Source organism: Candidatus Pantoea edessiphila (assembly GCF_002933355.1).
In the GTDB taxonomy this organism is placed as follows: domain Bacteria; phylum Pseudomonadota; class Gammaproteobacteria; order Enterobacterales; family Enterobacteriaceae; genus Pantoea_C; species Pantoea_C edessiphila.
Genome location: NZ_PDKU01000004.1, coordinates 13,570 through 38,373 on the forward strand (window position 1 = coordinate 13,570; position 24,804 = coordinate 38,373).

The 24,804-nt window shown below is 28.1% G+C and carries 19 protein-coding genes and 2 tRNA genes; 2 read left to right on the forward strand and 19 right to left on the reverse strand.

What is annotated here, in order from left to right:
• Positions 1-274: 274 nt before the first annotated feature.
• The 6 genes from CRV10_RS02875 to CRV10_RS02900 all read right to left on the reverse strand — a co-directional run bounded on the left by CRV10_RS02875 (position 275) and on the right by CRV10_RS02900 (position 5,422).
• A tRNA-Arg gene (locus tag CRV10_RS02875) sits at positions 275-348 on the reverse strand.
• 14 nt (positions 349-362) lie between these two features.
• Positions 363-451 (reverse strand) — tRNA-Ser (locus CRV10_RS02880).
• Positions 452-639: 188 nt separating this feature from the next.
• Positions 640-810 carry a carbon storage regulator CsrA gene (gene csrA, locus CRV10_RS02885; RefSeq protein WP_136130322.1) on the reverse strand — a complete coding sequence of 57 codons (171 nt, stop codon included), beginning with the start codon at positions 808-810 and terminating at the stop codon, positions 640-642.
• Between the two features lie 245 nt (positions 811-1,055).
• The gene (alaS, locus tag CRV10_RS02890) at positions 1,056-3,686 is read right to left on the reverse strand and encodes an alanine--tRNA ligase (RefSeq protein ID WP_136130323.1); all 2,631 of its coding nucleotides are present in this window, start codon (positions 3,684-3,686) and stop codon (positions 1,056-1,058) included.
• Between the two features lie 117 nt (positions 3,687-3,803).
• Positions 3,804-4,862, reverse strand: coding sequence for a recombinase RecA (gene recA / locus CRV10_RS02895; RefSeq protein WP_136130324.1), 1,059 nt, complete (start codon positions 4,860-4,862; stop codon positions 3,804-3,806).
• Between the two features lie 65 nt (positions 4,863-4,927).
• The gene (locus CRV10_RS02900) at positions 4,928-5,422 is read right to left on the reverse strand and encodes a nicotinamide-nucleotide amidohydrolase family protein (protein WP_136130325.1); all 495 of its coding nucleotides are present in this window, start codon (positions 5,420-5,422) and stop codon (positions 4,928-4,930) included.
• Positions 5,423-5,662: 240 nt separating this feature from the next.
• On the opposite strand from CRV10_RS02900, the gene mutS reads away from it, so the two are divergent.
• Positions 5,663-8,212, forward strand: coding sequence for a DNA mismatch repair protein MutS (gene mutS / locus CRV10_RS02905; protein WP_136130326.1), 2,550 nt, complete (start codon positions 5,663-5,665; stop codon positions 8,210-8,212).
• A 157-nt stretch (positions 8,213-8,369) separates the two neighbouring features.
• Here the strand turns inward: mutS and rpoS are convergent, their stop codons facing one another.
• The 10 genes from rpoS to cysJ all read right to left on the reverse strand — a co-directional run bounded on the left by rpoS (position 8,370) and on the right by cysJ (position 20,071).
• Entirely contained in the window at positions 8,370-9,356 is a 987-nt protein-coding gene (gene rpoS, locus CRV10_RS02910) for an RNA polymerase sigma factor RpoS (protein WP_136130327.1), read from the reverse strand.
• 513 nt (positions 9,357-9,869) lie between these two features.
• Positions 9,870-10,343, reverse strand: a complete 474-nt coding sequence (gene ispF / locus CRV10_RS02915) for a 2-C-methyl-D-erythritol 2,4-cyclodiphosphate synthase (protein WP_136130328.1) — start codon at positions 10,341-10,343, stop codon at positions 9,870-9,872.
• A gap of 5 nt (positions 10,344-10,348) precedes the next feature.
• Complete coding sequence (gene ispD / locus CRV10_RS02920; RefSeq protein ID WP_136130329.1) at positions 10,349-11,053, reverse strand: 2-C-methyl-D-erythritol 4-phosphate cytidylyltransferase; 705 nt, start codon at positions 11,051-11,053, stop codon at positions 10,349-10,351.
• Between the two features lie 188 nt (positions 11,054-11,241).
• On the reverse strand, positions 11,242-11,838 hold the full coding sequence (cysC, locus tag CRV10_RS02925; RefSeq protein WP_136130372.1) for an adenylyl-sulfate kinase: 597 nt from the start codon (positions 11,836-11,838) through the stop codon (positions 11,242-11,244).
• A 5-nt stretch (positions 11,839-11,843) separates the two neighbouring features.
• Positions 11,844-13,277 (reverse strand): sulfate adenylyltransferase subunit CysN, encoded by a 1,434-nt coding sequence (cysN, locus tag CRV10_RS02930; protein ID WP_136130330.1) that lies wholly within the window; start codon positions 13,275-13,277, stop codon positions 11,844-11,846.
• Positions 13,278-13,290: 13 nt separating this feature from the next.
• Positions 13,291-14,199 (reverse strand): sulfate adenylyltransferase subunit CysD, encoded by a 909-nt coding sequence (cysD, locus tag CRV10_RS02935; protein WP_136130331.1) that lies wholly within the window; start codon positions 14,197-14,199, stop codon positions 13,291-13,293.
• 9 nt (positions 14,200-14,208) lie between these two features.
• Positions 14,209-15,624: a siroheme synthase CysG gene (gene cysG, locus CRV10_RS02940; protein WP_136130332.1), complete on the reverse strand. Its 1,416-nt coding sequence runs from the start codon at positions 15,622-15,624 to the stop codon at positions 14,209-14,211.
• Between the two features lie 196 nt (positions 15,625-15,820).
• Positions 15,821-16,555, reverse strand: coding sequence for a phosphoadenylyl-sulfate reductase (locus CRV10_RS02945; protein WP_136130333.1), 735 nt, complete (start codon positions 16,553-16,555; stop codon positions 15,821-15,823).
• A gap of 4 nt (positions 16,556-16,559) precedes the next feature.
• Entirely contained in the window at positions 16,560-18,278 is a 1,719-nt protein-coding gene (cysI, locus tag CRV10_RS02950) for an assimilatory sulfite reductase (NADPH) hemoprotein subunit (RefSeq protein WP_136130334.1), read from the reverse strand.
• A complete protein-coding gene (gene cysJ / locus CRV10_RS02955) occupies positions 18,278-20,071 on the reverse strand; it encodes an NADPH-dependent assimilatory sulfite reductase flavoprotein subunit (RefSeq protein ID WP_136130335.1) in 1,794 nt (597 codons plus the stop codon). Before cysJ ends, cysI begins: the two co-directional genes overlap by 1 nt.
• A gap of 233 nt (positions 20,072-20,304) precedes the next feature.
• On the opposite strand from cysJ, the gene queD reads away from it, so the two are divergent.
• Entirely contained in the window at positions 20,305-20,664 is a 360-nt protein-coding gene (queD, locus tag CRV10_RS02960; RefSeq protein ID WP_136130336.1) for a 6-carboxytetrahydropterin synthase QueD, read from the forward strand.
• A gap of 60 nt (positions 20,665-20,724) precedes the next feature.
• On the opposite strand, the gene queE is transcribed toward queD, so the two are convergent.
• The 3 genes from queE to CRV10_RS02975 all read right to left on the reverse strand — a co-directional run bounded on the left by queE (position 20,725) and on the right by CRV10_RS02975 (position 24,448).
• Positions 20,725-21,396: a 7-carboxy-7-deazaguanine synthase QueE gene (gene queE, locus CRV10_RS02965; protein ID WP_136130337.1), complete on the reverse strand. Its 672-nt coding sequence runs from the start codon at positions 21,394-21,396 to the stop codon at positions 20,725-20,727.
• 118 nt (positions 21,397-21,514) lie between these two features.
• On the reverse strand, positions 21,515-22,801 hold the full coding sequence (eno, locus tag CRV10_RS02970) for a phosphopyruvate hydratase (RefSeq protein WP_136130338.1): 1,287 nt from the start codon (positions 22,799-22,801) through the stop codon (positions 21,515-21,517).
• Positions 22,802-22,840: 39 nt separating this feature from the next.
• Positions 22,841-24,448 (reverse strand): CTP synthase, encoded by a 1,608-nt coding sequence (locus CRV10_RS02975; RefSeq protein WP_136130339.1) that lies wholly within the window; start codon positions 24,446-24,448, stop codon positions 22,841-22,843.
• Positions 24,449-24,804: the final 356 nt, after the last annotated feature.

Here is a 24,804-nt window from a genome sequence, read left to right on the forward strand (position 1 = left end):
TATTCTCACTTATAAAATTAATATTAAAAAATAAAAGTAGCGGTTTAAATCAAAAATGTTATTTTAAATCAATTTTAATATATATAATTATAAATTTGTCTCTATAGCAGTTTTATGATTTTACAATCATGAATTTTTAATTCATTGGGATAAATATCGTTTGTACTAATTAATAATTTTCTTTCATATATTAAATTATTTTATAAGTAAGGATAAATAATTAATATTTTATGTCAGAGGATAGAAAAATAAATTATTATAATAATTAGATAATTGCATCCGGGAGGATTCGAACCTCCGACCGCTCGGTTCGTAGCCGAGTACTCTGTCCAACTGAGCTACGGATGCATTAAATAAGATGACGGTGAGAGAGGGATTCGAACCCTCGAGTAGTTTTTAACCACATACTCCCTTAGCAGGGGAGCGCCTTCAGCCTCTCGGCCATCTCACCTATAGGTAACTTCCGTTTGAACTTAATTATATTACTTCTCTATTTTAATAAGTCAAATATTTTTTGAATATAATTTTAATAAAAATATAAAATTTAATTAAAAAATATCATTAATTAGTTGTAATAAAATAAAATTATTCGCCTCGCTTTGTTTTGTGCGAGGCGCTAAAATTTAATTAAATACTTATTTATTTAGTTTTAGATTGAATACGCTGATAAATTTCTTCACGATGTACGGATATTTCTTTAGGTGCTGTGACACCAATACGCACTTGATTACCCTTAACTCCTAATACCGTTACAGTTACTTCATTACCAATTACTAGGGTTTCACCAACTCTACGAGTTAGAATAAGCATTATTTGCTCCTCAAGCAATAAAAAGAGTCGGGCTTATGTGGTGGATTCCTTTTCTTTATAACTCATTATTTTTATTGTTAAATAGTAATCATCAATGATACATAAAATTATGCATATTGCTAGTATATAGTACAGTGTATTTTATATAAGTTTAACTGAAGTGCACTATTTAATTAAAATTTATCAAATAAATGTTTCATTAGAGCAAGAAAAATTTTTCTAGTACTCTTTTCTATAGTAATTGACTATAAACGGTTATAAACCCATGATTTAATACTTGATAATGTATCCTTTAATGCTTTTATATTTTTACCACCGGCCCTTGCTAAATCTGATTTTCCGCCACCTTTCCCATCAATTTGTTTTGCTAAATAATAAATTAGTTCATGAGCTGGAAAACGGCTAGTTAAATCTTTAGTTACACTAGCGATTAATAAAATTTTACTCTGTGTTACTGTTGCTAATACTATAATTGAAGAATGTAATTGATGTCTTAATTGAAGTATTATATTATTCATCATTGACGGAGTGGTATTTTCTATTTTATTTACTAAAAGCTTAATTCCCTCTATATTAATAGCATTATTGATTAATATTTTACTATCATTAGAAGCTTTTTCATTAAGTAATTGATCTATTTGTTTTTCAAGGATATTAGATTTTTGAATTAAACTCTCAATTTTCTGATCTAGATTTTCAACATTAGTTTTCATCTTATCAGATATATTATGTAATGTATTTTTATAAATATTTATCTGATTCAATACAGCTTTGCTTGTTATACCTTCGATTCTACGTATACTTGAAGCTATTCCAGATTCAGATCTTATAAAACACAAACCAATTTCACCTGTACTTACTGCATGAGTGCCACCACATAATTCTGTTGAAAAACTTCCTATTCTTACAACCCGAACATTTTTACTATATTTTTGTTTAAATAACATTTTTGCTCCTTGAATTTTTGCTTCTTCAAGATTTGTGGTTTTCGTTATGACAGGTAAATTACAGTAAATTTGTTCATTTATAATTTCTTCAATTTTATTGATTTCGTTTTTTTTCAGAGCACTATGGTGTAAAAAATCAAAACGAAAATAGCTATCACTTATGAACGATCCTTTTTGTAATATATGATTACCTAAAACTTTACATAGTGCAGAGTGTAACATATGTGTTGCTGAATGATTCAAAGAAATAAGTCTACGATATGTTGTATCGACCATAGTTTCACAAATATCACCAATAGATAAATTACCTGATAATAATATACCTATATGATAAGTTAAATTTCCATATTTTTTGGTATCATTTATAACAAATTTAGCATTTTGTTTGATTAGAATACCGATATCTCCAATTTGACCACCAGACTCACCATAAAAAGGAGTTTTGTCTAAAATAATTATAGCATTTTGCATATTAGTAGAAATATTTTCTACTTTTTCATCTAAAACATATATTAATTTTATCACGGATAATGAATTAAGTTGTTCATATCCAATAAAAGAAGATTCAATATTATAGTTCATCAAATTATTACGATGAAACTCGAATTGATTTGATTTACGAGCACGTGATTGCTGTGATAACATTGCTTTTTCAAAACATGACATATCTATTGTAACATTGCGTTCTTTGCATATATCTTTAGTGCAATCAACAGGAAAACCAAAAGTATCATGCAGATAAAAAACAAACTCACCGTTTAAAGTTTTACCCTGCAAATTTGAAAGTTTTTCATTTAGTAATGAACGACCTCTTTGAAAGATTTTAGCAAACTGCTCCTCTTCAAATTTCAATACTTTTTCTATTTGAGTTTGTTTATTACTTAAATCGTTTGGTTTTGTATTTATAATTTCAATGAAGGGTTTAACTAATAGATAAAAAAATGATTTTTTAGCACCCAATTTTTTTCCATGACGAATTGCGCGACGAATGATACGACGTAGGACATAACCACGGTTTTCATTTGAAGGAAGAACACCATCCGCAATTAAAAAAACAGAAGAACGTATATGATCTGCAATAACTTTAAGAGAATTATTATGAATGTCTTGAATACCAATAAGTTGTGCTATTTTATCAATTAATTTTTTAAAAAAATCAATTTCATAATTTGATCTAACATTTTGAATGACAGAAGTTATGCGTTCAAGACCCATACCAGTGTCAATAGAAGGTTTAAACAAAGGTAACATAATCCCATCAGATTGACGATCAAATTGTAAAAAAACTATATTCCATAATTCAAGATAATCATTATTGTGTAATGTTAAATCAATATTAAACAAATCTGAACTGAGATTTCTATAATCATATATAATTTCAGTACAAGGACCACAGGGACCAGTATCCCCCATTTGCCAAAAATTATCTGATAAATAAGGTATACCCTGCTGATCTCCAACTTTAATAATACGATTATTTGGAATACCAATGTCGTTAGCCCATATATTGTAAGTCTCACTATCTGATATATAAACAGTAACAAATAAACGATTTTTAGGTATGTTAAACCATTTATTGCTTGTCAGTAATTCCCAAGCAAACAAAATAGCTTCTTTTTTAAAATAATCACCAAAACTAAAATTACCAAGCATCTCAAAAAAAGTATTATGTCTTTTAGTGTACCCTACATGTTTTAAGTCATTATGCTTACCACCTGCTCTAATACAACGCTGACATGTCACAGCGCGAGTATAATCAACTCGTTCCTGACATAGAAAAATTTTTTTAAATTGATTCATTCCAGCATTTGTAAATAATAAAGTCGTATCATTATCTGGAACTAATGAGCTACTATCTATAACTTTATGCCCTTTACTCTGAAAAAAATCGAGAAACATTTGACGGATCTCATTAGTACTTTTGATCATATGTTTATTTATATCCTACATATTTCATTGATAAATTTTTTCTAATTATAATAAAATTATTAAAGATAATCTAAAAAAGCATAATTAATCATTCAATTAAATATATTTAAGGTAAATTTAAACATTATTACTATTACTTAAGGATTCATGTTGTTCAAGAGAAATTTCAGATAATGATTTATTATTATTTAATAACATTTCACGTAATTTATTATCAATTTCTTTTGCTATTGTTACATTATTTTTGAGAAAAATACTGGCGTTTAACTTACCTTGACCAATTTTATTGGATTTATAACTATACCAAGAACCGGACTTATCAATAAGTCCATATTTTACACCTAATTCTATTAGTTCACCAAAAATATTAATACCTTCACCATACATAATTTGAAAATCAGCTTGTTTAAATGGAACCGCTATTTTGTTTTTAACAACTTTAACTCGAGTTTCACTACCAATAATATTATCTCCTTCCTTTATTGAACCAATACGACGAATATCAAGTCGAATAGAAGCATAAAACTTTAATGCATTACCACCGGTAGTTGTTTCTGGATTACCAAACATAACACCTATTTTCATACGGATTTGATTAATAAAAATTAATAATGTATTAGATTGCTTAAGATTACCAGCTAGTTTCCGCATTGCTTGACTCATCATACGTGCTGCAAGTCCCATATGTGAAGCACCAATTTCACCTTCAATTTCAGCTTTAGGAGTTAAGGCTGCTACAGAATCAACAATTATAACATCGATAGCACCTGACCGCGCCAAAGCATCACAAATTTCTAATGCTTGTTCACCAGTATCTGGTTGTGAACATAATAAATTATCAATATCAACTCCAAGTTTTTTAGCATATGTAGGATCTAAAGCATGTTCGGCATCAATGAAAGCACAAGTTTTTCCTTTAAATTGAGCAGCCGCAATAACTTGAAGAGTCAAAGTCGTTTTACCAGAAGATTCAGGACCATATATCTCAACAATACGACCTAAAGGAAGGCCTCCTGCTCCTAGAGCAATATCTAAAGATAATGAACCTGTTGATATGGTTTCTACATCCATTGAACGATCTTCTCCTAAACGCATTATAGAACCTTTGCCAAACTGCTTTTCAATTTGAGATAATGCTGCTGCTAGTGCTTTCTTTTTATTTTCATCAATTGCCATTTAAGCTCCTATTGTATTTATTATATAATAGATATTAAATTAAGTTATAATGCATGCTTAAATTACTAATTTAGTAAAAATTCATTATAAAAAATTTGCAATGCCCAATATACAGATTGACTTCTTATAATGTTACGATTCCCGTTAAATTTGTGATGGTAAGTTAACACCTTTTTTTCAGGTGTAGCAAAACCAAACCATACTGTACCTATCGGATTATTAAGATTACTTCCACTTGGACCCGCTATACCGCTAACTGCAATAGAATAAGAAGATCCAGACTTACACTGAGCTTTTAAAGCCATTTCACTTACAATGATTTCACTAACTGCACCGTATTCTTGTAATAATTTATAATTTATACCTAATATTTTCTGCTTAGCTTTATAACTATAAGTTACAAATCCACATTCAAACCACATAGAACTGCCAATTGTATCCGTAAATATTTTAGAGATCCAACCACCAGTGCAAGATTCAGCACATGAAACAGTTGATTGTTTAATTTGCAATTGATTACCAATTGCTTTACTAATTATTTGTGATTTAGAACAAAACATAATTCCTTCTTCGAAGATTTATTTTAAAAAATAATAATTATTATATAAAATCCTTTAGTAGTATAAAAGGGTTATAATATCTATATTGTTTGATTATAATTAAAATTTAAAAACAAAATACTCAATAATAGATAATATTTATTTTTATTGAATAAATAAAAATAAATATTTTATGTATCAATAAAATATTATTTTCTATATAAAAAATTAAATATCAATGTTTAAAAAAAGAGAAATATAATGGATCTTTTTGCGCATACACCTATGATGCAACAATATTTAAAAATCAAATCTGAATATCCAGATATCTTATTATTTTACCGCATGGGTGATTTTTATGAATTATTTTATGAAGATGCTAAACGTGTATCACAAATGTTAGGAATATCATTAACTAAACGTGGAAATTCAGGTGGTAAACCTATTCCTATGGCAGGTGTGCCTTACTATAATGTTGATAATTATCTATCCAAATTAGTGAAATTCGGTGAATCTATAGCAATTTGCGAACAAATACCTAATGCTTTACAAACAAAAGGCTTAGTTGATCGTAAAGTTATTCGTATTATTACACCTGGTACTATTAGTGATGAATCTTTTTTACAAGAAAAATACGATAATATCATAGCAGCAATTATTCAAGATGAACACAAATGTAACTACGGTTATGCTACTTTGGATATGAGTTCTGGTCGTTTTCTTATTAAAGAATTGATTAATGCAGAATTTATGGCTATAGAATTATATAAAAGCAACCCATCCGAATTACTTTATCCAGACAATTTTAAAAATATCCATTTAATTAAGGATTGTCGTGGATTAAGAAATCGTCCAATATGGGAATTTGACATTGACACTGCAAATCAACAATTAAATCTACAATTTGGTACAAAAGAACTAAAAGGATTTGGAGTTGAAGATGCCTTTTTATCTTTAAAGGCAGCTGGTTGTTTAATACAATATGTAAAAAATACTCAATGTAATGAAAAGTTACCTCATATAAAATCGATAATAATGGAACACCCACAAGATAATATTATAATGGATTCTAATACATGTCGTAATTTAGAAATAACAAAAAACATATATGGTGATACAAAAAATACATTGAATGAAATATTAAATAAAACAATGACATCTATGGGTAATAGAATGTTAAAAAGGTGGTTGCAAATACCAATCCGCAATATTGCTCTTGTAGAGCAACGCCAAGAATCTATTTTAGAACTACAACAATTCTATAAAATAATACAGCCCATTTTACAACAAATAGGAGATTTAGAAAGAATAGTAACACGTATAGCTCTTCGCAATGCACGACCACGTGATTTTGTTCGTATACGTCATGCTTTCCAAATATTACCTGCTTTAAATAAAATCAGCTTACAATTTAAGACGAAACAATTAAAACAAATACACGAACATATAGGAGAATTTAAAGAATTATGTAATTTACTTAAACAAGCAATAGTTGAATTACCTCCTATCTTGATTCGTGATGGAGGAGTTATTGCTACTGGTTATAATACAGAACTAGACAAATTGCGAATTTTAGCTAAAGGAGCAAACGATTATCTAAATGAAATTGAAAAACAAGAACGAATAAAATTAGGATTAGAAACATTAAAAATAGGATTTAATAGTACGTGTGGATATTATGTTCAAGTGAATAAAAGTAAAAGTAATAAAGTTCCAGAACATTATATAATTCGTCAGACATTAAAGAATGTTAATCGCTATATTATTCCTGAATTAAAAACATATGAAAGTAAAATAGTTGTTTCAAAAGCAAAGTCTTTATCGTTAGAAAAAAATCTATATGAATCGATATTTGATTATTTTATGCCTTATATTGAGAGACTACAAATGAGTTCATATTCCATAGCTGAGCTTGATGTACTAAGCAATTTAGCAGAACGTGCTCTAAATCTTGAATATTGTAGGCCTGTATTACAAAATAAACCAATAATAAATATTATTAATGGTCGACATCCAGTAGTAGAAAAAGTATTACAAGAACCATTTATTCCTAATTCATTATCTTTATCAACAGAAAATAGAATGTTAATTATTACTGGACCTAATATGGGTGGTAAAAGCACTTATATGCGTCAAACTGCTCTAATAGTTTTGATGGCTTGGATTGGAAGTTTTGTCCCAGCTAAAGAAGCATTAATAGGAAATTTCGATCGTATTTTTACTAGAATTGGAGCATCAGATGATTTAGCTGCGGGTAGATCTACTTTTATGGTCGAAATGACTGAAACAGCAAGTATCTTGCATAATTCAACTAAGAATAGTTTAGTTTTAATGGATGAAATAGGTAGAGGCACTTCAACATATGATGGTTTATCTCTTGCATGGTCATGTGCTAATTATCTTGTTAATAAAATTAAATCTATTACATTATTTGCAACACATTATTTTGAATTAACTTTTTTACAAAAGAAGACAACAGGTGTAATAAATGTATATTTTGATGTAATAGAACATGAAGATAATATTGTATTTATGCATACTATTAAACAAGGAAGCATGAATAAAAGCTATGGGTTAGCTGTAGCTTTATTAGCAGGTATTCCTAAAGAAGTTATTAATTTAGCAAAAGACAAATTAAATGAGTTAGAGATGGAAAAGCATCTTTCTCCCTCTAACTCAGTAAAAAACAACTCTAGGCTAATAGAAAAAAATACATCAATTATAAGTGATATAATAAAAAAAATAGATCTAAATAATTTAACACCCTATGAAGCTTTAGATTTAATATATTTATTAAAATCAATAACTTAGAATATTATAAAATCATCAATTAATTTAGTTGATTATAATTTATAAATCAATTGGTTTTTTATATTCTTATAGTTTATTTCATGAATATATTAATAAATAATTAACTTCGATAATGTTATAGTAATTAATTAGTAACAGATAGTTATAAAAATTTAATTTACTTGCGAAATAATGCCTCAATATTAAGACCATGAGATTGCAAAATATCGCGTAGACGACGTAGTCCTTCAACTTGAATTTGACGAACTCTCTCACGTGTTAAACCAATTTCACGACCAACATCTTCAAGAGTTGCTGCATCATATCCTAATAAGCCAAAACGACGTGATAGCACTTCTCGTTGTTTAATACTTAGTTCAAATAACCATTTGATAATACTTTGTTTCATATCGTCATCTTGAGTAGTCTTTTCAGGACCATTATCTTTTTCATCTGCCAAAACATCTAACAACGCTTTCTCAGAATCTATACCTAAAGGCATGTCTACTGAAGTTATATGCTCATTAAGTTTTAACATACGATTAACATCTTCAACTGGTTTATCTAATTTTTCTGCTATTTCCTCTGCACTTGGTTCATGATCAAGTTTATGAGACAGCTCACGTGCTGTACGTAAATAAACGTTTAATTCCTTCATAATGTGAATAGGCAAGCGAATGGTACGAGTTTGATTCATAATTGCGCGTTCTATGGTTTGACGAATCCACCAAGTAGAGTAGGTTGAAAAACGAAAACCACGTTCTGGATCAAATTTTTCTACAGCACGAATCAAGCCAAGATTACCTTCTTCAATTAAATCTAATAATGCCATTCCTCTATTACTGTAACGACGAGCGATTTTCACTACTAATCTCAAGTTACTTTCTATCATACGTCGACGAGACGAAGTGTCTCCTTTTAATGCACGTCGGGCAAAGAAAATTTCTTCTTCTGCAGTTAGCAATGGAGAATAACCAATCTCACCAAGGTATAATTGAGTTGCATCTAAAATACGCTGAGTAGTTCCTGGCAACAATTCTTCTTCTATAATATCCTCTTCTAATTCATTGTGGATACAATTGTTTTCATCAAAAATTTCATTCTTAGTTTCTTCAAATTCTATATTTTCATGTAGTTCATTTAATTTCAGTATATTTTGATTCATACTAGGTCCTACCTGTAATTTCAAGGTAAAACACTTTTTCTGCCCGTTTATACTAATTTTTAAAAATTCTCTTATAAAAAAATTATTAGATAATTAATCTCTATTGAAATCTAAATTTTATTGAAATTAATATTAACCATAGATTTTAATAGAATTAATTATTATTAATTAATATATAAATTATAAAAAACACCTTACGTTAATATAATAACATAAGTTATTTTTATAATTTTTAACCTTTGATTTTATATCAAAAATTTAATGAATAAAAACATAAAAATACAGTTTAATTATCGTATAATTAATTTAATTAACTATTATTAACAATACAATTCAACATTTTACATCAAAGATGCTTCTTCGCTTTATATATTTAACAACTTCAATTAAGTGTACAAAATATTTTCTTTTAATACAAGAATACATTGTAAATATTTTTGCTTTGCTATCAATTTTTAATTGAAAAACGATTTTTTATGTGATAGTAATAGTCGATGTAGGATCAAAATTAACTTAATTGTTTTTCAATAAAACAATTGATTCACAAGCGATGCCTTCACCTCTGCCGATAAAACCTAATTTTTCAGTTGTTGTAGCTTTTATATTAATTTTATCTATTTTACAATCAAGATTTTCTGCAATATTGACACACATTTGTTTAGCATATGGTGTAATCTTTGGAACTTGTGCTATGATAGTCAAATCAACATTTCCTATATGATAACCCTTAAAAACAATGCGTTTCCAAGTTTCACGTAATAAATAACAACTATTAGCCTTTTTAAAATTTAAATCATTATCTGGAAACAACATTCCGATATCACCCATTGCAGCTGCCCCTAAAAGAGCATCGATTAATGAATGTACAACTACATCGCCATCAGAATGTGCTACTAATCCGTATTTAAATTTTATATTAACACCTCCAAGGATTAGAGGATTTTTACACCCAAAGGTATGAACATCAAAACCATGTCCAACACGCATGTTTATTATCCTTCAAATTGTTTGTTAAGATAAAATTCTGCAAGTAATATATCTTCTGAATAAGTAATTTTTATATTGTCACTACGTCCTTTGATTAGAATAGGATAATAACCACAGTATTCCAATGCATTAGCTTCATCAGTAATATTTACATCGTTAAATAGTGCTTCTTCTAAGCAAGATATTAAAAGAGAACGGGAAAAAAACTGTGGTGTTAAAGCACGCCATAGATTTTTACGTTCTAATGTCCGATCAATAACATCTTTACCAGTTTTATTAAGCTTGATTGTATCAGTTAATGGTGCTGCTAATATACCGCCAATATTAGTTTTATCACGTATTTTTATTAAACGAAGCAAATCATCAGTATGTAAGCAAGGTCTAGATGCATCATGTACTAATACCCAATTTGTTATGGGAGCAATTTTTAATCCAGCTAATACTGATTTAGCTCTAGTATCGCCTCCTATAACACATGATACTTTATGATTATTTGCTATTGGTAATGTAGTAAAATATTGATCTTCAGAATTTAAAGCAATAATAATTTGCTTTATATCAGGATGAGTTAATAAACTTGTGATACTATGTTCAATAATAGTTTTTTTACCGATAGTAATATATTGTTTCGGATAATTTATTTGCATACGTCTACCAATTCCAGCTGCTGGGACTATAGCAACTATATCTTTCTTATATAAATTAATCATAATTGTTATTATTTCATTTTATGTTATTTTAAAGATTCATTGATCTAATAATCACATAATTATTATAAAATAATTGCAATTGCTTATGATAACATTTTAATATATTCAATTAAATATATTAAAAATAACATATCACTAATTTTAAAATAATTTCATACTGATATTGTTAAATATCTAAATAATAATATTTAAATAATATTACGATCATTGAGCAATTTGATTAATTCAATGACAAGTAAACCAACTGGTTGCTGTCCGTTTAATTTAATTTCTGGTTGTTCAGGAATTTCATACTGACTATCAATACCAGTAAAGTTAATTAATTTACCAGCACGTGCTTTTTTATACAAACCTTTAGGATCTCTAGATTCACAAATCTTTAGAGGAGTGTTAACAAATATTTCAATAAATTGATCTCTATTAAATAAATTTCTTACTATTCTGCGTTCATTTCGATAAGGAGAAATGAACGCAGTAAGAACCAATAAACCAGCATCTATCATTAATTTTGTAACTTCACCTATACGACGTATGTTTTCTATCCGATCTAAATCACTAAAACCAAGATCACTACATAATCCATGACGCAAATTATCACCATCTAGTAGATAAGTATTTATATTCATTTGATATAATTCTTTTTCTAAAAAATTTGCAATAGTAGATTTACCTGAACCGGATAATCCTGTAAACCATAAAACTACACCTCTATGTTTATTTTTTATTTCTCTTAATTGACGAGTAATCATGTGATGGTGCCAAACTATATTTTCATGTTGTTTCATTATTTTCATTTCGTTAATAAATCATTTACATTCCAATGAGGAAAATAATTACGCACTAATGCATTTAATTCTAATTCAAAATTACTATATTTATTAGTGTAATTTTTTAAATCAAATTTAGGTTCATTAATCATACCTGCACCCATAGTAGCATTGCTAAAGCGATCTATAAATATCAAACTTCCAGTAATTTTATTTTGATTATATTTATCTATAAACATAGGTTCTTCAAAATTTATTGTTACTAAACCAATACTGTTTAATGATAATTCATTAACCTTATATGTTTCTAATGAATTTATATTGATTTGATGGATTATATCCTCTACATGACTAAGAATTTTTTTACCAGCTATTTTAATATAATAACTATTATTAGATTTCATGGGTTGTTCTGACATCCATACAACGTTTATAACAGCAGATTGTGCTGGCTTAATAACAGTATTAATATCTACAATTAAATCTCCTCTACTAATATCTATTTCATCTACTAGAACTAATGTAATAGATTTACCGGTACTAGCTGACTTTAAATCTCCATTAAAAGTTACAATACGTTTTATATTAGATTCTATACACGATGGAAGAATTTTTACACGTTGTCCAACAGAAATAATACCAGAAGCTACAGTGCCAGCATATCCACGAAAATTTGTATTAAAATGATTAACATACTGTACAGGAAAACGCATTGAATGATTATTGTTTCTAAAGTTATCTAAATTAGTATTTTCTAATATCTCTAATAAAGTACTTTCAGTGTACCAAGACATTTTTTGACTTTTTGATACTATGTTATCACCTCTAAGAGCAGATATTGGAACAAAATTTATTTTTATATCATTTGCTAAATTTTTTGCAAACTCAATATAATCTTTCTTTATATTATCAAATATATTAAAATCATAACCAATTAAATCCATTTTATTGATAGCTACAATTAAATGTTTAATATTCAATAAAGTAGATATGAAGCTGTGACGACGTGTTTGGAATACTATTCCTTTACGAGCATCTACTAATATAATAGCTAATTGGCAAGTTGATGCACCAGTGACCATGTTACGTGTATATTGATCATGTCCCGGAGTATCAGCAATGATAAACTTTCTTTTTTCAGTAGTAAAGTATCGATATGCTACATCTATAGTAATACCTTGTTCACGTTCGGCTTGTAAACCATCTACAAGTAACGCTAAATTAAGTTTTTCACCTTGAATACTATAACGTTTGCTATCATTATGAAGTAGTGATAGTTGATCTTCATATATGTAACAACAATCATGTAATAGACGACCAATAAGAGTACTTTTACCATCATCTACACTACCACAAGTAAGAAAACGTAGAAGATCTTTCTTTTGTTGTGCAAATAACCAAGCTTTAATACCTCCTTGCTTAATCATTTGCTTTACATCTTCAATTACAGTATTCATGATTTATATTTCCTTAAAAGTAACCTTGCTTTTTTTTCTGTTCCATTGAATTTGATTGGTCTGTATCAATTACACGATTTTTACGTTCACTAGTATTAGATAACAACATCTCTTCTATTATTTTTTCTAATGTTTCTGCCGTTGATTCGACAGCACCAGTAAGAGGCCAACATCCTAGTGTACGAAAACGTACCTTACGCGTTTCTATAAATTCATTTTGCTTTAAATTAATTCGATTATCATTTATTACTATGAGAATGTCATTTCGTTTCAATACAGGACGTAATGCGGAAAAATACAGTGGTACAATTTCAATATTTTCTAAAAAAATATATTGCCAAATATCTAATTCAGTCCAATTTGATAAAGGAAATACTCGAATATTTTCACCTTTGTTTATTTGCCCATTATAATTATTCCATATTTCAGGTCTTTGATTTTTAGGATCCCAACGATGAAATCGATCCCTGAATGAATAAATACGTTCCTTTGCCCTAGATATTTCTTCATCTCTTCTTGCACCTCCAAATGCTGCATCAAATCCATATTTATTCAAAGCTTGTTTCAAAGCTTCTGTTTTCATAATATCAGTATATTTTGCACTACCATGTATAAATGGATTGATACCCATTTTTATGCCTTTTTCATTACTATGAACTAATAATTCAGCTCCTATTGATTTAATAATACGATCACGAAATTCGTACATTTCTTTAAATTTCCAACCTGTATCTATATGTAAGAAAGGAAATGGAATAGTGGCAGGATAAAAAGCTTTTTGAGCTAAACGTAACATTACAGAAGAATCTTTACCAATAGAATACATCATTACTGGATTAGCAAACTCTGCTATAACTTCTCTAATTATATAGATGCTTTCTGCTTCTAGTTGATATATATGATTTAGTTTTTGGCAATCCATACTATATCCTCAAGATAAATTAAGAATAAAAGATTCACGGGGATTATTTTGAATTTCACCTGTGAACCAAGAGAGTTGACTATGCAGTTTAACTACTTCTCCAATAATTAATAGAGCTGGTGTAGAAACAGATGCAGCTAGTTCTCCTAGCTGTGCTAAAGTACCAATTAATACTTTTTGATCATATCTCGTTCCTCTACTGATAACAGCTACTGGAGTAGAACCAATACATCCTTTACAAATCAAAATTTTACTGATTTCATTTGCATGTATAATACCCATATAAACAACTATTGTTTGATTCTTACGTATTAAAGATTCATAATTTATAAGACTATTTTTAAAATGACAATGACCTGTAATAAAAACGACACTATGTGCATAATCACGATGAGTTAATGGAATACCAGCATATACAGTAGCACCTACAGCTGCTGTTATTCCTGGAACAACTTGAAAGGAAATGCCAGCTTTTTTAGCAGCTTGCAGCTCTTCAGCTCCACGTCCAAAAATAAATGGATCTCCACCTTTCAATCGAACTACATATTTACCTTGTAATGCTAGTTGCACTAGCATTTTATTCGTTTCTTTTTGTGAAAATAATTGAGAACCAATACTTTTACCTACGCAGATAAGATCTGCATCTTTACGTATAAGTTCTAATACTTCTTTACTCACTAAATTATCATATAATACTACATCAGCTAATTGTATTACTTGTAAAGCACGTAAAGTTAGTAAGCTACTATCTCCAGGTCCTGCACCTACTAAAATAATTTTACCTTGGTGATTTGGATTATATTTTAATTCATTTTTTAAGATGAGTTGTGCTTTATTTATATTGCCTGTCGCTATTTGATTAATGAAAGGTCCGTTAAAAATGCGTTCCCAAAAACGGCGACGATCCGATAGATAAACAAAATGATTTTTAACCTTATGACGCCATTTACTAGCCAATAATGCCATTTCATTTATATTATTTGGTAATAATGCTTCTAACTTTTCACGCAATGTTTTAGCTAATACAGGAGCTGTTCCACTTGAAGATATGGCAATTAATATAGGTGAGCGATTGATGATAGAAGGAAAGATAAAATTACAATTTGATTGATTATCTACTATGTTGACTAATTTATATCTGATATTTGCTTCTTGGTAAATTTTTTTATTCAGTATGTTATCATTAGTTGCAGCTACTACTAAAAATACTTTATCTAATTGGATAGGATCAAATTTCTTAGATATCCATTCAATTTGATGTATATCAATTAATTTTTTTAGCTCACTACAGATCTCACTAGCAACAATTTTTATGCATGCACCAGCTCGATATAGTTGTTCAATTTTCCTTTTAGCGACAATCCCTCCGCCAATAACTAAAACTGCACGGCTATTTAAATTGATAAAAATAGGTAAATAATTCACATTAACCTTAATATCACGATTTTTTATTACTTTGAATTATACCTCTCTGTATTTATTGAAATTAAATTATGAATTAGCATGAGTAGTTACTGAATAGAATAAATATTTAGATTTTATTCTATGTTTGATTATTATAATACAAGTACATTTAAAGAAATAATATAAGATTATAGATCTTTATTTATATATCAATTTATTAATTTTCATGAATTCCGCATTCTCGTTTAACACCGAAAAAGCGTGTATCTTCTTCTTTCATACCTGGTTTTAAAGTTTGAGTAGTATGTATATCGCCTAAAGATACATAACCTTTGTTCCATAAAGGATGGTATTTTAAATTATGTTTTTTTAGATAGTTATGAACCTGACGATTATCCCAATCCACAATAGGTAATACTTTAAAAATACCTTTTTGCATATGTAATATAGGTAAATTAGATCTAGAATTAGATTGAGTTCGACGTAGTCCAGCAAACCAAGTTTTGATTTTTAGGTGTTTAATAGCATAATTCATTGGATCTATTTTATTTATTTTATTGTATAAGTTAATGCCATCTAAACCCTGTTTCCATAATTGACCATAACGTGATTCTTGCCAAGCTGGTGATATTTCAGAACGGAAAACATGCAAATTTAAATTAAATTTATCTACTAAATCGTCAATAAAATTATAAGTTTCTGGAAATAAATATCCGGTATCTATTAATATTATTGGAATATTAGGTTGTAAACTTGTAATTAAATGTAAAGAAACCGCAGATTGAATACCAAAACTAGAAGATAAGATGTGTATTTTTGGTAAATGTTCTAATGTCCAAATAACACGATCCTCTGCTAAACGTGATTTTAAATTAACATTAATAGAAATTAACATATCTTCACGTTCTAATCTTGACATTTCTGTAAGCATTGAACAATCTAATTGAATCATTGTTTTAATCCCAAAAGTCTTTTGCTGGATCTAATACTGGTCTGACAATTCCAACTCTTATTGCAAAATCACCAAAGTCCTCTTCATCAAGACTTTCTTTAGACCAATATTCTATTAATTTGGAAATATTAGCAATAATATCAACTTCATTAATATTTTCACGATATATTTTTGCAATTCTCGTACCTATTTTATTGCCTCCAATATATAAATTATAACGACCAATTGCTTTACCTATTAAACCAATTTCAGCAAGCAGAGCACGACCACAACCATTAGGACAACCAGTAACTCTAAGTATGATATATTTTTCTTCTATTCCATAAAATTGCATTATTTTTTCAATTTTTGTAATAAAATTTGGTAAAAATCTTTCAGCTTCTGCCATCGCTAACGGACATGTCGGGAAAGCAACGCAAGCCATGGAATTTTTTCTCTGTGATGAAATGTTATCCATTAAACCATATTTACGAGCGAGTGATTCAATATGTAATTTTTCACTTTCTAGTACACCAGATACTATTATATTTTGGTTAGCAGTTAGACGGAAATGACCCTGATGACATTTTGCAATTTCCGAAATGCCTTTTTTTAATTTTTTGTTAGGATAATCAAGAATACGTCCATTTTCAATAAATAATGTTAAATGCCACTTTTCATCTGTTCCTTTAATCCATCCTATACGGTCACCACGAGAACTTAATTTATAAGGATAGCTAGGCTTAAATTTTATATTTGCACGTATTTCTATTTCTCTTTTGAAAATCTCAAAACCTACGCGTTCTAATGTGTATTTAGTTTTAGCATTTTTTCGATTCGTACGATTACCCCAGTCACGTTGTATAGTGATTACAGCAGTAGTTACATCAATGATTTTTTCAACTGAAATAAAACCAAAATCTGTTGCTGTACGTGGATAAGTTTCTTTATTACCATGATCTATAGATAAACCACCACCTATTAACACATTGAAACCAATTAAATTATTATTATTTATAATAGATATAAAATTAAGATCATTTGCATGTAAATCTACCTCATTATGAGGTGGAATTACTATTGTGGTTTTAAATTTTCTTGGTAGATAAGTTTTGCCTAAAATGGGTTCTACATCTACTGTATCGGTTGTTCTTTTTTTATCTAACCAAATTTCTGCATATGCTTTTGTACGTGGTAATAAGTGATCAGAAATTTTTTTTGCTAAATTATACACTGTTTGATGTATAGTAGATTCAAGAGGGTTTGAAGTACATAGTACATTTCGATTGACATCATTAGCGGTAGCTAATGAATCAAGTCCTATGCGATGTAACATCTTATGAGTAATTTTAATATTATTTTTAAAAATACCATGAAGTTGGAATGTTTGACGATTTGTTAAACGAATACTACCGTACATGGTATTAGTAGTAGCAAAATCGTCAATAGCTAACCATTGTTTTGATGTAATAAGACCTCCAGGAATTCTGCAACGTAACATCATAAAATATAGCGGTTCTAATTTCTGTTTCATTCGTTCCGCTCTAATATCTCTATCATCTTGTTGGTACATTCCGTGAAAACGAATTAATGAAAAGTTATCTCCACTAAAACCTCCAGTTATTTCATTTTTAAGGTCTTGAAGAATAGTGCCACGCAAATAATTACTTTGATCTTTTATGCGTTCTGCATCTTCTAATTTACCTTCAATAATTAAAGAATTTTTTAAATGTTTTGTAGTCATTAGTAAACGTCTCGTTGATACCGGTGTTCAATACGTAATTTATTTAGAAAATCTTCAGCTTTTTCAATATTTATTTGACCATATCTAATAATAATTTCTAATAATGCTTTCTCAACATCTTTTGCCATACTATTCGCATTTCCACACACATAAATATGTGCACCTTCTTGAATCCAATTCCATATTTTAACTCCGTTAGTGCGAATTTTATCTTGAATATAAACTTTTTCAAATTGATCTCTTGACCATGCTAAACTAATTTTATTTAAAAGACCTTTTCTTGTGTAATCTTGCCATTCTATTTGATATAAAAAATCTTCTCTAAAGCTATGATTTCCAAAAAACAACCAATTTTTACCTGAAGCATTATCGTAATCACGTTGTTGCATAAATGAACGAAACGGAGCGATACCAGTTCCAGTACATATCATAATTATTGGTAATGTTTTGTCTATAGGTAAACGAAAATTATCATTATTTTGAACAAATATAGGTATATTATCTTCTTCTATACAATTAGATAACCAAGTGGATGCACCACCACCACGACAATAATTATCAATACTGAAAGTAACTACATTAACTGTAATATGTATTTCATTTCTCATTTCAGATTGAGAAGAAGCAATTGAATAAAATCTAGGTGTTAATGGACGTAATAAGCTAATTAATTGTTCTGCAGTTAACTGATTAGGAGCTAAACGAATCATATCAACAATAGGATAATTATTAACATATTTTTGTAACTTATATTTATCATTGATAATAGACAATAAATGTTTATTCTTTGATAAGAAAGCGTATTTTTCAACTATTTTACTGCTATTTTTTGTTAGTTCAAAATATTTTTTTAGCGCTTTTTTTATTGATATGTTTTTACCATAAATGCTAATTAATTCATTATCATGTAATTTAACTAGATTTAACATTTCATTAATCAAATTATCATTGTTTTCATACCATACACCAACTGCATCACCTGGTTTATAAACCATTTTTGAGTTACTGATATCAATTTCAATATGACGCACATCCTTTCTTGAATTTTTACCAGTAATTTTTTGATTTAATAAACAAACTGCATTGAAAGGATTGTTCTTATGATAACTAGAAACATAATCTTTATTTATTATATTTTCTACATTTGTTTTGTCTTGCTGTATTAATGAAGTTTTTATGTGAATTTTAAGAGTTTTTATTAATGTATTATACCAAATTTTTATTTGATTATCGTAGTTAATATCGGCATCAAATCTATTTAATAAACGTTTCGCTCCTAATTCATATAGTCTGTTATCAACATCTTTACCTGCTTGATTAAAGAATTCATAAGAACTATCTCCCAAACCAAATACTGCAAATAAAGTATCAGTCATGTTTGGTGCTCGTTTTGACATCAAAAATTTATATAAGGCAATTGATTCTTCAGGAGGTTCTCCTTCACCTTGAGTAGATATTATTATCAATAAAATTTTTTCTTGATCAATATTTTTAAATTTATAATTAGCTGCATTAACTAATTTTACATTAAATTTAATTAATTGAAATTTTTCAAAAATCCATTTTGCTATACGGCTAGCATTACCAGTTTGTGATGCAGATATAATTGTTATTACAGGTGATTCTTCTTTACATATATTATTTTGTGTCTCTTGGTTAATTATACCCCAGAGATAACCTGATACCCATAGTAATTGATCTTTTGATAATTTGTTTATAACTAAATTTAATTTGTCTAATTGTTCCAAAGTTATTGGAATTTTAATACTTGAAAAGGATGGTCGATTATTCATCAGATTAAAATTTTTTAATACATTTGAATACAACATTTATGTAATAAATTAAAAATTATCAAACTATAATTGCACAATGAAATAAACATTAAATATATTAAATAACTAATAATTTAAAATATTTATTTCGAATTTTTAGGTATTATAGGTTATAATTGTATCTAGTTTTTAATAAATAAAAATTTTTAGTCTTAATTTTGAAATAACAGTTACTTATTAAGTAAGTATTATATATGCCAATAACTTTGTTTAAAAAATTTAAATTTGAAGCAGCACATTTTTTACCTAATGTACCATTAGATCATAAATGTAGTAAATTACATGGTCATTCATTTTTAGTTCAGCTGGAAATAACTGGTGAGATAAATGAACATAGTGGTTGGGTAATAGACTTTTCTAAAATACAGGATGCATTTAAACCAATTTATAATTGTCTTGACCATAGTTGCCTCAATGAAATTTCAGGATTAGAAAACCCAACTAGTGAATTGTTAGCAAAATGGATCTGGAATCAAGTAAAACCAAATTTACCTCTTTTAAGTTCAGTGATAATATATGAAACTTGTACATCAGGATGTGTATATAAAGGATAGAAATTATATGATATAAAAATAATATAAATAAAAAGATAACCTAATCATTTTAATGATTATTTATCTGATATTTAAATATCTATGTATTTGAATAGATAATTTCCAATTGCGAGCTAAGCAATTTTTGATACAGATATTAGTTGCAATACTATTACAACTAATAGGTTGTAGAGAAATGATACGTTTTTTATCATCATTAATGTTTAATAGTAATTTATCTAAAATTTCAATATCGAGTTCACTATTTACTAAATATTTAATTTCATCAGATCTAATTAGTGATTTCATTAATGTCTTGTTATCACTTTTAAGGTCTAGTTTTGGTGAAACTGTTACCCATGTTTTTTCTGAACAATTAATTGCATAAGTACCACTGGTTTCTAACTGACAGTAAAAGCCGTTTTTTTCTAAAAAAATTGTTAAAGGACGGAGATCATGCATTGAAGGTTCCCCTCCAGTAATAACTATATGATTGGCATTCCATTCTTTTTGTACAATTGTACTTAAAACGGTCATACAATCTAAATAACTCCAAATATTACTTACCTTACTTTTCAGTAAGATATCTTTTAATAAACCCATTTTATTTGATAATTGTTTCCATGTATATTTAGTATCACACCATTGACAACCTACAGAACATCCTTGAAATCGAATAAAGATAGCTGGAACGCCAGAATAAAAACCTTCTCCTTGTAGACTATGAAATATTTCATTAATTGGATAAAGCATATTGTATTTTATCGACCTATTGAATAATCAACTTATTAACCAATATTAAATATACATTTTAATATTAGTTAATTCCATATTTAGAATAATTATCAGAATAATATTAAATTGAATTCTGTTATCTAATATTTAGTCTATTTAAAATATGATCATTATAATTCAATCTTTCTTCAATACGAATTAACCGATTATATTTAGCTACACGTTCAGAACGGCTTAAGGATCCAGTTTTAATTTGACCTGCTGCTGTACCTACAGCTAAATCAGAAATTGTCGTATCTTCAGTTTCACCTGAACGATGAGATATTATTGTACTATAACCTGCATCTTTTGCCATTTTAATAGCTGTTAAAGTTTCAGTTAATGAACCAATTTGGTTATATTTTATTAGTATAGAGTTAACAATACCTTCATTTATACCTTTTCTAAGCATTTTTGTATTAGTAACAAATAAATCATCACCTACTAACTGAATTTTATTTCCTAAAATTTTAGTTTGATAAGCAAAACCTTTCCAATCAGATTCATCCAATCCATCTTCAATAGAAGTTATAGGATATTTTTCAGTAAGTTCTCTTAAAAATTTAGTAAAATTTTTTGAATTAAATGTTTTATTTTCTCCTTTAAGCCAATAATAACCTTTATTATATAATTCAGAAGCTGCACAATCTATAGCTAAAGTAATATCCTTACCTAATTTATAATCAGTTAATGATATTGCTTCACTTATAAATTCTAAAGCTTCTGTATTTGATTTTAAATTAGGTGAATAACCTCCTTCATCTCCTACGTTTGTACTCATACCTTTATTTCTTAAAACGATAAATAAATTATGAAATATTTCTGATCCCATGCGTATAGCTTCTTTAATATTTTCAGCGCTTACTGGTTGAATCATAAACTCTTGTATATCAACATTATTATCAGCATGTTTACCACCATTAATTATATTTATCATTGGTAATGGCATAGAATATTTTTTTGGAGTACTATTTAGCTCTGCAATATGTTCATAAAGCCATAAACCTTTTGAAACAGCAGCAGCTTTAGCAGTAGCTAATGAAACAGCTAAAATAGAATTTGCACCAAGATTAGATTTATTTTCTGTTCCATCTAAATTAATCATGATGTTATCAATATTTTCTTGATTTGTAGCATCTTTATGTTTTATTGCTTGTTTTATGACAGTATTAATTAAATTAACAGCTTTACAGACACCTTTTCCAAAAAAACGGGATTTATCCATATCACGTAATTCTATTGCTTCAAGAGATCCTGTAGACGCACCTGATGGAACTGATGCTATACCTATAGAACCTTTTTCTAAATGTACTTCTGCTTCTACAGTAGGATTACCACGTGAATCTATAATTTCACGACCAATTATATTTGTTATTTTAGACATTAAAATTTTCCTTGACATAAAAAAATTGCAATATTTTTATTAATTTTGATATTCATAGGCAGCCTTAATAAAACTCATGAAAAGAGGATGACCATAACGAGGATTAGACTGAAATTCTGGATGAAACTGACAAGCTATAAACCAAGGGTGATCTAGAATTTCTATAACTTCAACTAATTTATTGTTTTTAGAACGTCCAGTTATTTTTAAACCAGATGATTCAATTTTGTTTAAAAATAAATTATTTACTTCATATCTGTGTCTATGACGTTCAAAAATTGTATCAGAGTTGTATATTTTTCTTATTTTACTATTTGGTGATAACTTACATAATTGAGTGCCAAGTCGCATAATACCTCTTAATTTATTATTTTTATTATATTTTGAGTATAGATTTTTTATAGCTAGAATTACTGGGCTTTTACAGTTTAAGACAAATTCTGTAGAATTAGCTTCTTTAATGCCGGTAACATTACGAGCAAATTCTATTATTGCTAGTTGCATACCTAAACAAATACCTAAATAAGGAATTTTATTTTCACGTGCATATTTTATAGTTTTTAACTTACCATCTATGCCACGAATACCGAAACCGCCTGGTATTAAAATTGCATGCAAATTATTTAATAATTCGATACCATATACTTCAATATCTTGAGAATCAATCAATTTTATATCAACAGTAATACGATTTTTTAAACCCCCATGCTTTAATGCTTCTATTACGGATTTATAAGCATCTGGCAAAGCGACATACTTACCTATCACCCCAACAGTAACCTGACCTAATGGATTAGATTCCTCATACACCACTTGATCCCACTGTGATAAATTTGCTTCTGGTGCTATTAGTTCAAAAAATTCACATATATAGCCATCTAATCCCTGAGATTTTATCATATTGGGTATTTTATAAATAGAATCAATATCTTTAATTGAAATAATAGCTTTTTTTGGTACATTACAAAATAAAGAAATCTTAGCGCGTTCATTATCTGGAATTGTACTACTAGATCTACAAATTATAACATCTGGTTGAATACCAATTGAAAGTAACTCTTTGACAGAATGTTGTGTTGGTTTAGTTTTCAATTCAGCAGCTGTATCTATATAAGGTACTAAAGTAAGATGTATATACATAATATGTTTACGACCTATATCTACAGACATCTGACGAATTGCTTCTAAAAATGGTAACGATTCAATATCACCTACAGTACCACCAACTTCCACAAGAATAACATCATAACCTTTTCCTCCAATAATAATATTTTCTTTAATAGCATTAGTTATATGAGGAATAACTTGAATTGTAGAACCCAAATAATCACCTCGACGTTCTTTATATAATACTTCTGAATATATTTTACCAGTAGTAAAATTGTTTCTACGGGACATTTTAGTGCTAATAAAACGTTCATAGTGGCCTAAATCTAAATCGGTTTCAGCTCCATCTTCAGTAACAAAAACTTCTCCATGTTGATTTGGATTCATAGTACCAGGATCTACATTGATATAAGGATCTAATTTTATTATAGTTACATTAAGATTACGAGCCTCGAGAACAGCTGCAAGAGATGCAGTTGTAATACCTTTCCCTAAGGATGATACAACTCCACCTGTTATAAAAATATAATTTTGTATCATAATTAAAACTTTCAAAAGTTAGATTTAAACAAAATAGAATAAATAAGGAGAAAAACCCAGTATATATTAAATATAATTTAGTCACAATGAATTACTATTTTATTGATTTATTCTTAAGTAATTACTTTAAAGAAAATAATAGTTGTTTATAACAAATTAATAAAAATCTTAATCTCTAAATTATATTAGAAAAACATTTATATGTAATAAAGCTATATTATAGAACATATCATAAAAGCTATATATTTGTTTTACATTTCAAAAAAGCTGTAATGAAAAAAACGTTCAATTAAAATCAATTGTTTTTTTATTTGATTAATTTAAATATACACAATTATATTATAATAATATATTCC

Bases quoted from the DNA above. Each gene is read 5' to 3' on its own strand.
- csrA (WP_136130322.1), bottom strand. From the start codon at position 810: ATGCTTATTCTAACTCGTAGAGTTGGTGAAACCCTAGTAATTGGTAAT.
- alaS (WP_136130323.1), bottom strand. From the start codon at position 3,686: ATGATCAAAAGTACTAATGAGATCCGTCAAATGTTTCTCGATTTTTTT.
- recA (WP_136130324.1), bottom strand. From the start codon at position 4,862: ATGGCAATTGATGAAAATAAAAAGAAAGCACTAGCAGCAGCATTATCT.
- CRV10_RS02900 (WP_136130325.1), bottom strand. From the start codon at position 5,422: ATGTTTTGTTCTAAATCACAAATAATTAGTAAAGCAATTGGTAATCAA.
- mutS (WP_136130326.1), top strand. From the start codon at position 5,663: ATGGATCTTTTTGCGCATACACCTATGATGCAACAATATTTAAAAATC.
- rpoS (WP_136130327.1), bottom strand. From the start codon at position 9,356: ATGAATCAAAATATACTGAAATTAAATGAACTACATGAAAATATAGAA.
- ispF (WP_136130328.1), bottom strand. From the start codon at position 10,343: ATGCGTGTTGGACATGGTTTTGATGTTCATACCTTTGGGTGTAAAAAT.
- ispD (WP_136130329.1), bottom strand. From the start codon at position 11,053: ATGATTAATTTATATAAGAAAGATATAGTTGCTATAGTCCCAGCAGCT.
- cysC (WP_136130372.1), bottom strand. From the start codon at position 11,838: ATGAAACAACATGAAAATATAGTTTGGCACCATCACATGATTACTCGT.
- cysN (WP_136130330.1), bottom strand. From the start codon at position 13,277: ATGAATACTGTAATTGAAGATGTAAAGCAAATGATTAAGCAAGGAGGT.
- cysD (WP_136130331.1), bottom strand. From the start codon at position 14,199: ATGGATTGCCAAAAACTAAATCATATATATCAACTAGAAGCAGAAAGC.
- CRV10_RS02945 (WP_136130333.1), bottom strand. From the start codon at position 16,555: ATGATTCAATTAGATTGTTCAATGCTTACAGAAATGTCAAGATTAGAA.
- cysI (WP_136130334.1), bottom strand. From the start codon at position 18,278: ATGACTACAAAACATTTAAAAAATTCTTTAATTATTGAAGGTAAATTA.
- cysJ (WP_136130335.1), bottom strand. From the start codon at position 20,071: ATGAATAATCGACCATCCTTTTCAAGTATTAAAATTCCAATAACTTTG.
- queD (WP_136130336.1), top strand. From the start codon at position 20,305: ATGCCAATAACTTTGTTTAAAAAATTTAAATTTGAAGCAGCACATTTT.
- queE (WP_136130337.1), bottom strand. From the start codon at position 21,396: ATGCTTTATCCAATTAATGAAATATTTCATAGTCTACAAGGAGAAGGT.
- eno (WP_136130338.1), bottom strand. From the start codon at position 22,801: ATGTCTAAAATAACAAATATAATTGGTCGTGAAATTATAGATTCACGT.
- CRV10_RS02975 (WP_136130339.1), bottom strand. From the start codon at position 24,448: ATGATACAAAATTATATTTTTATAACAGGTGGAGTTGTATCATCCTTA.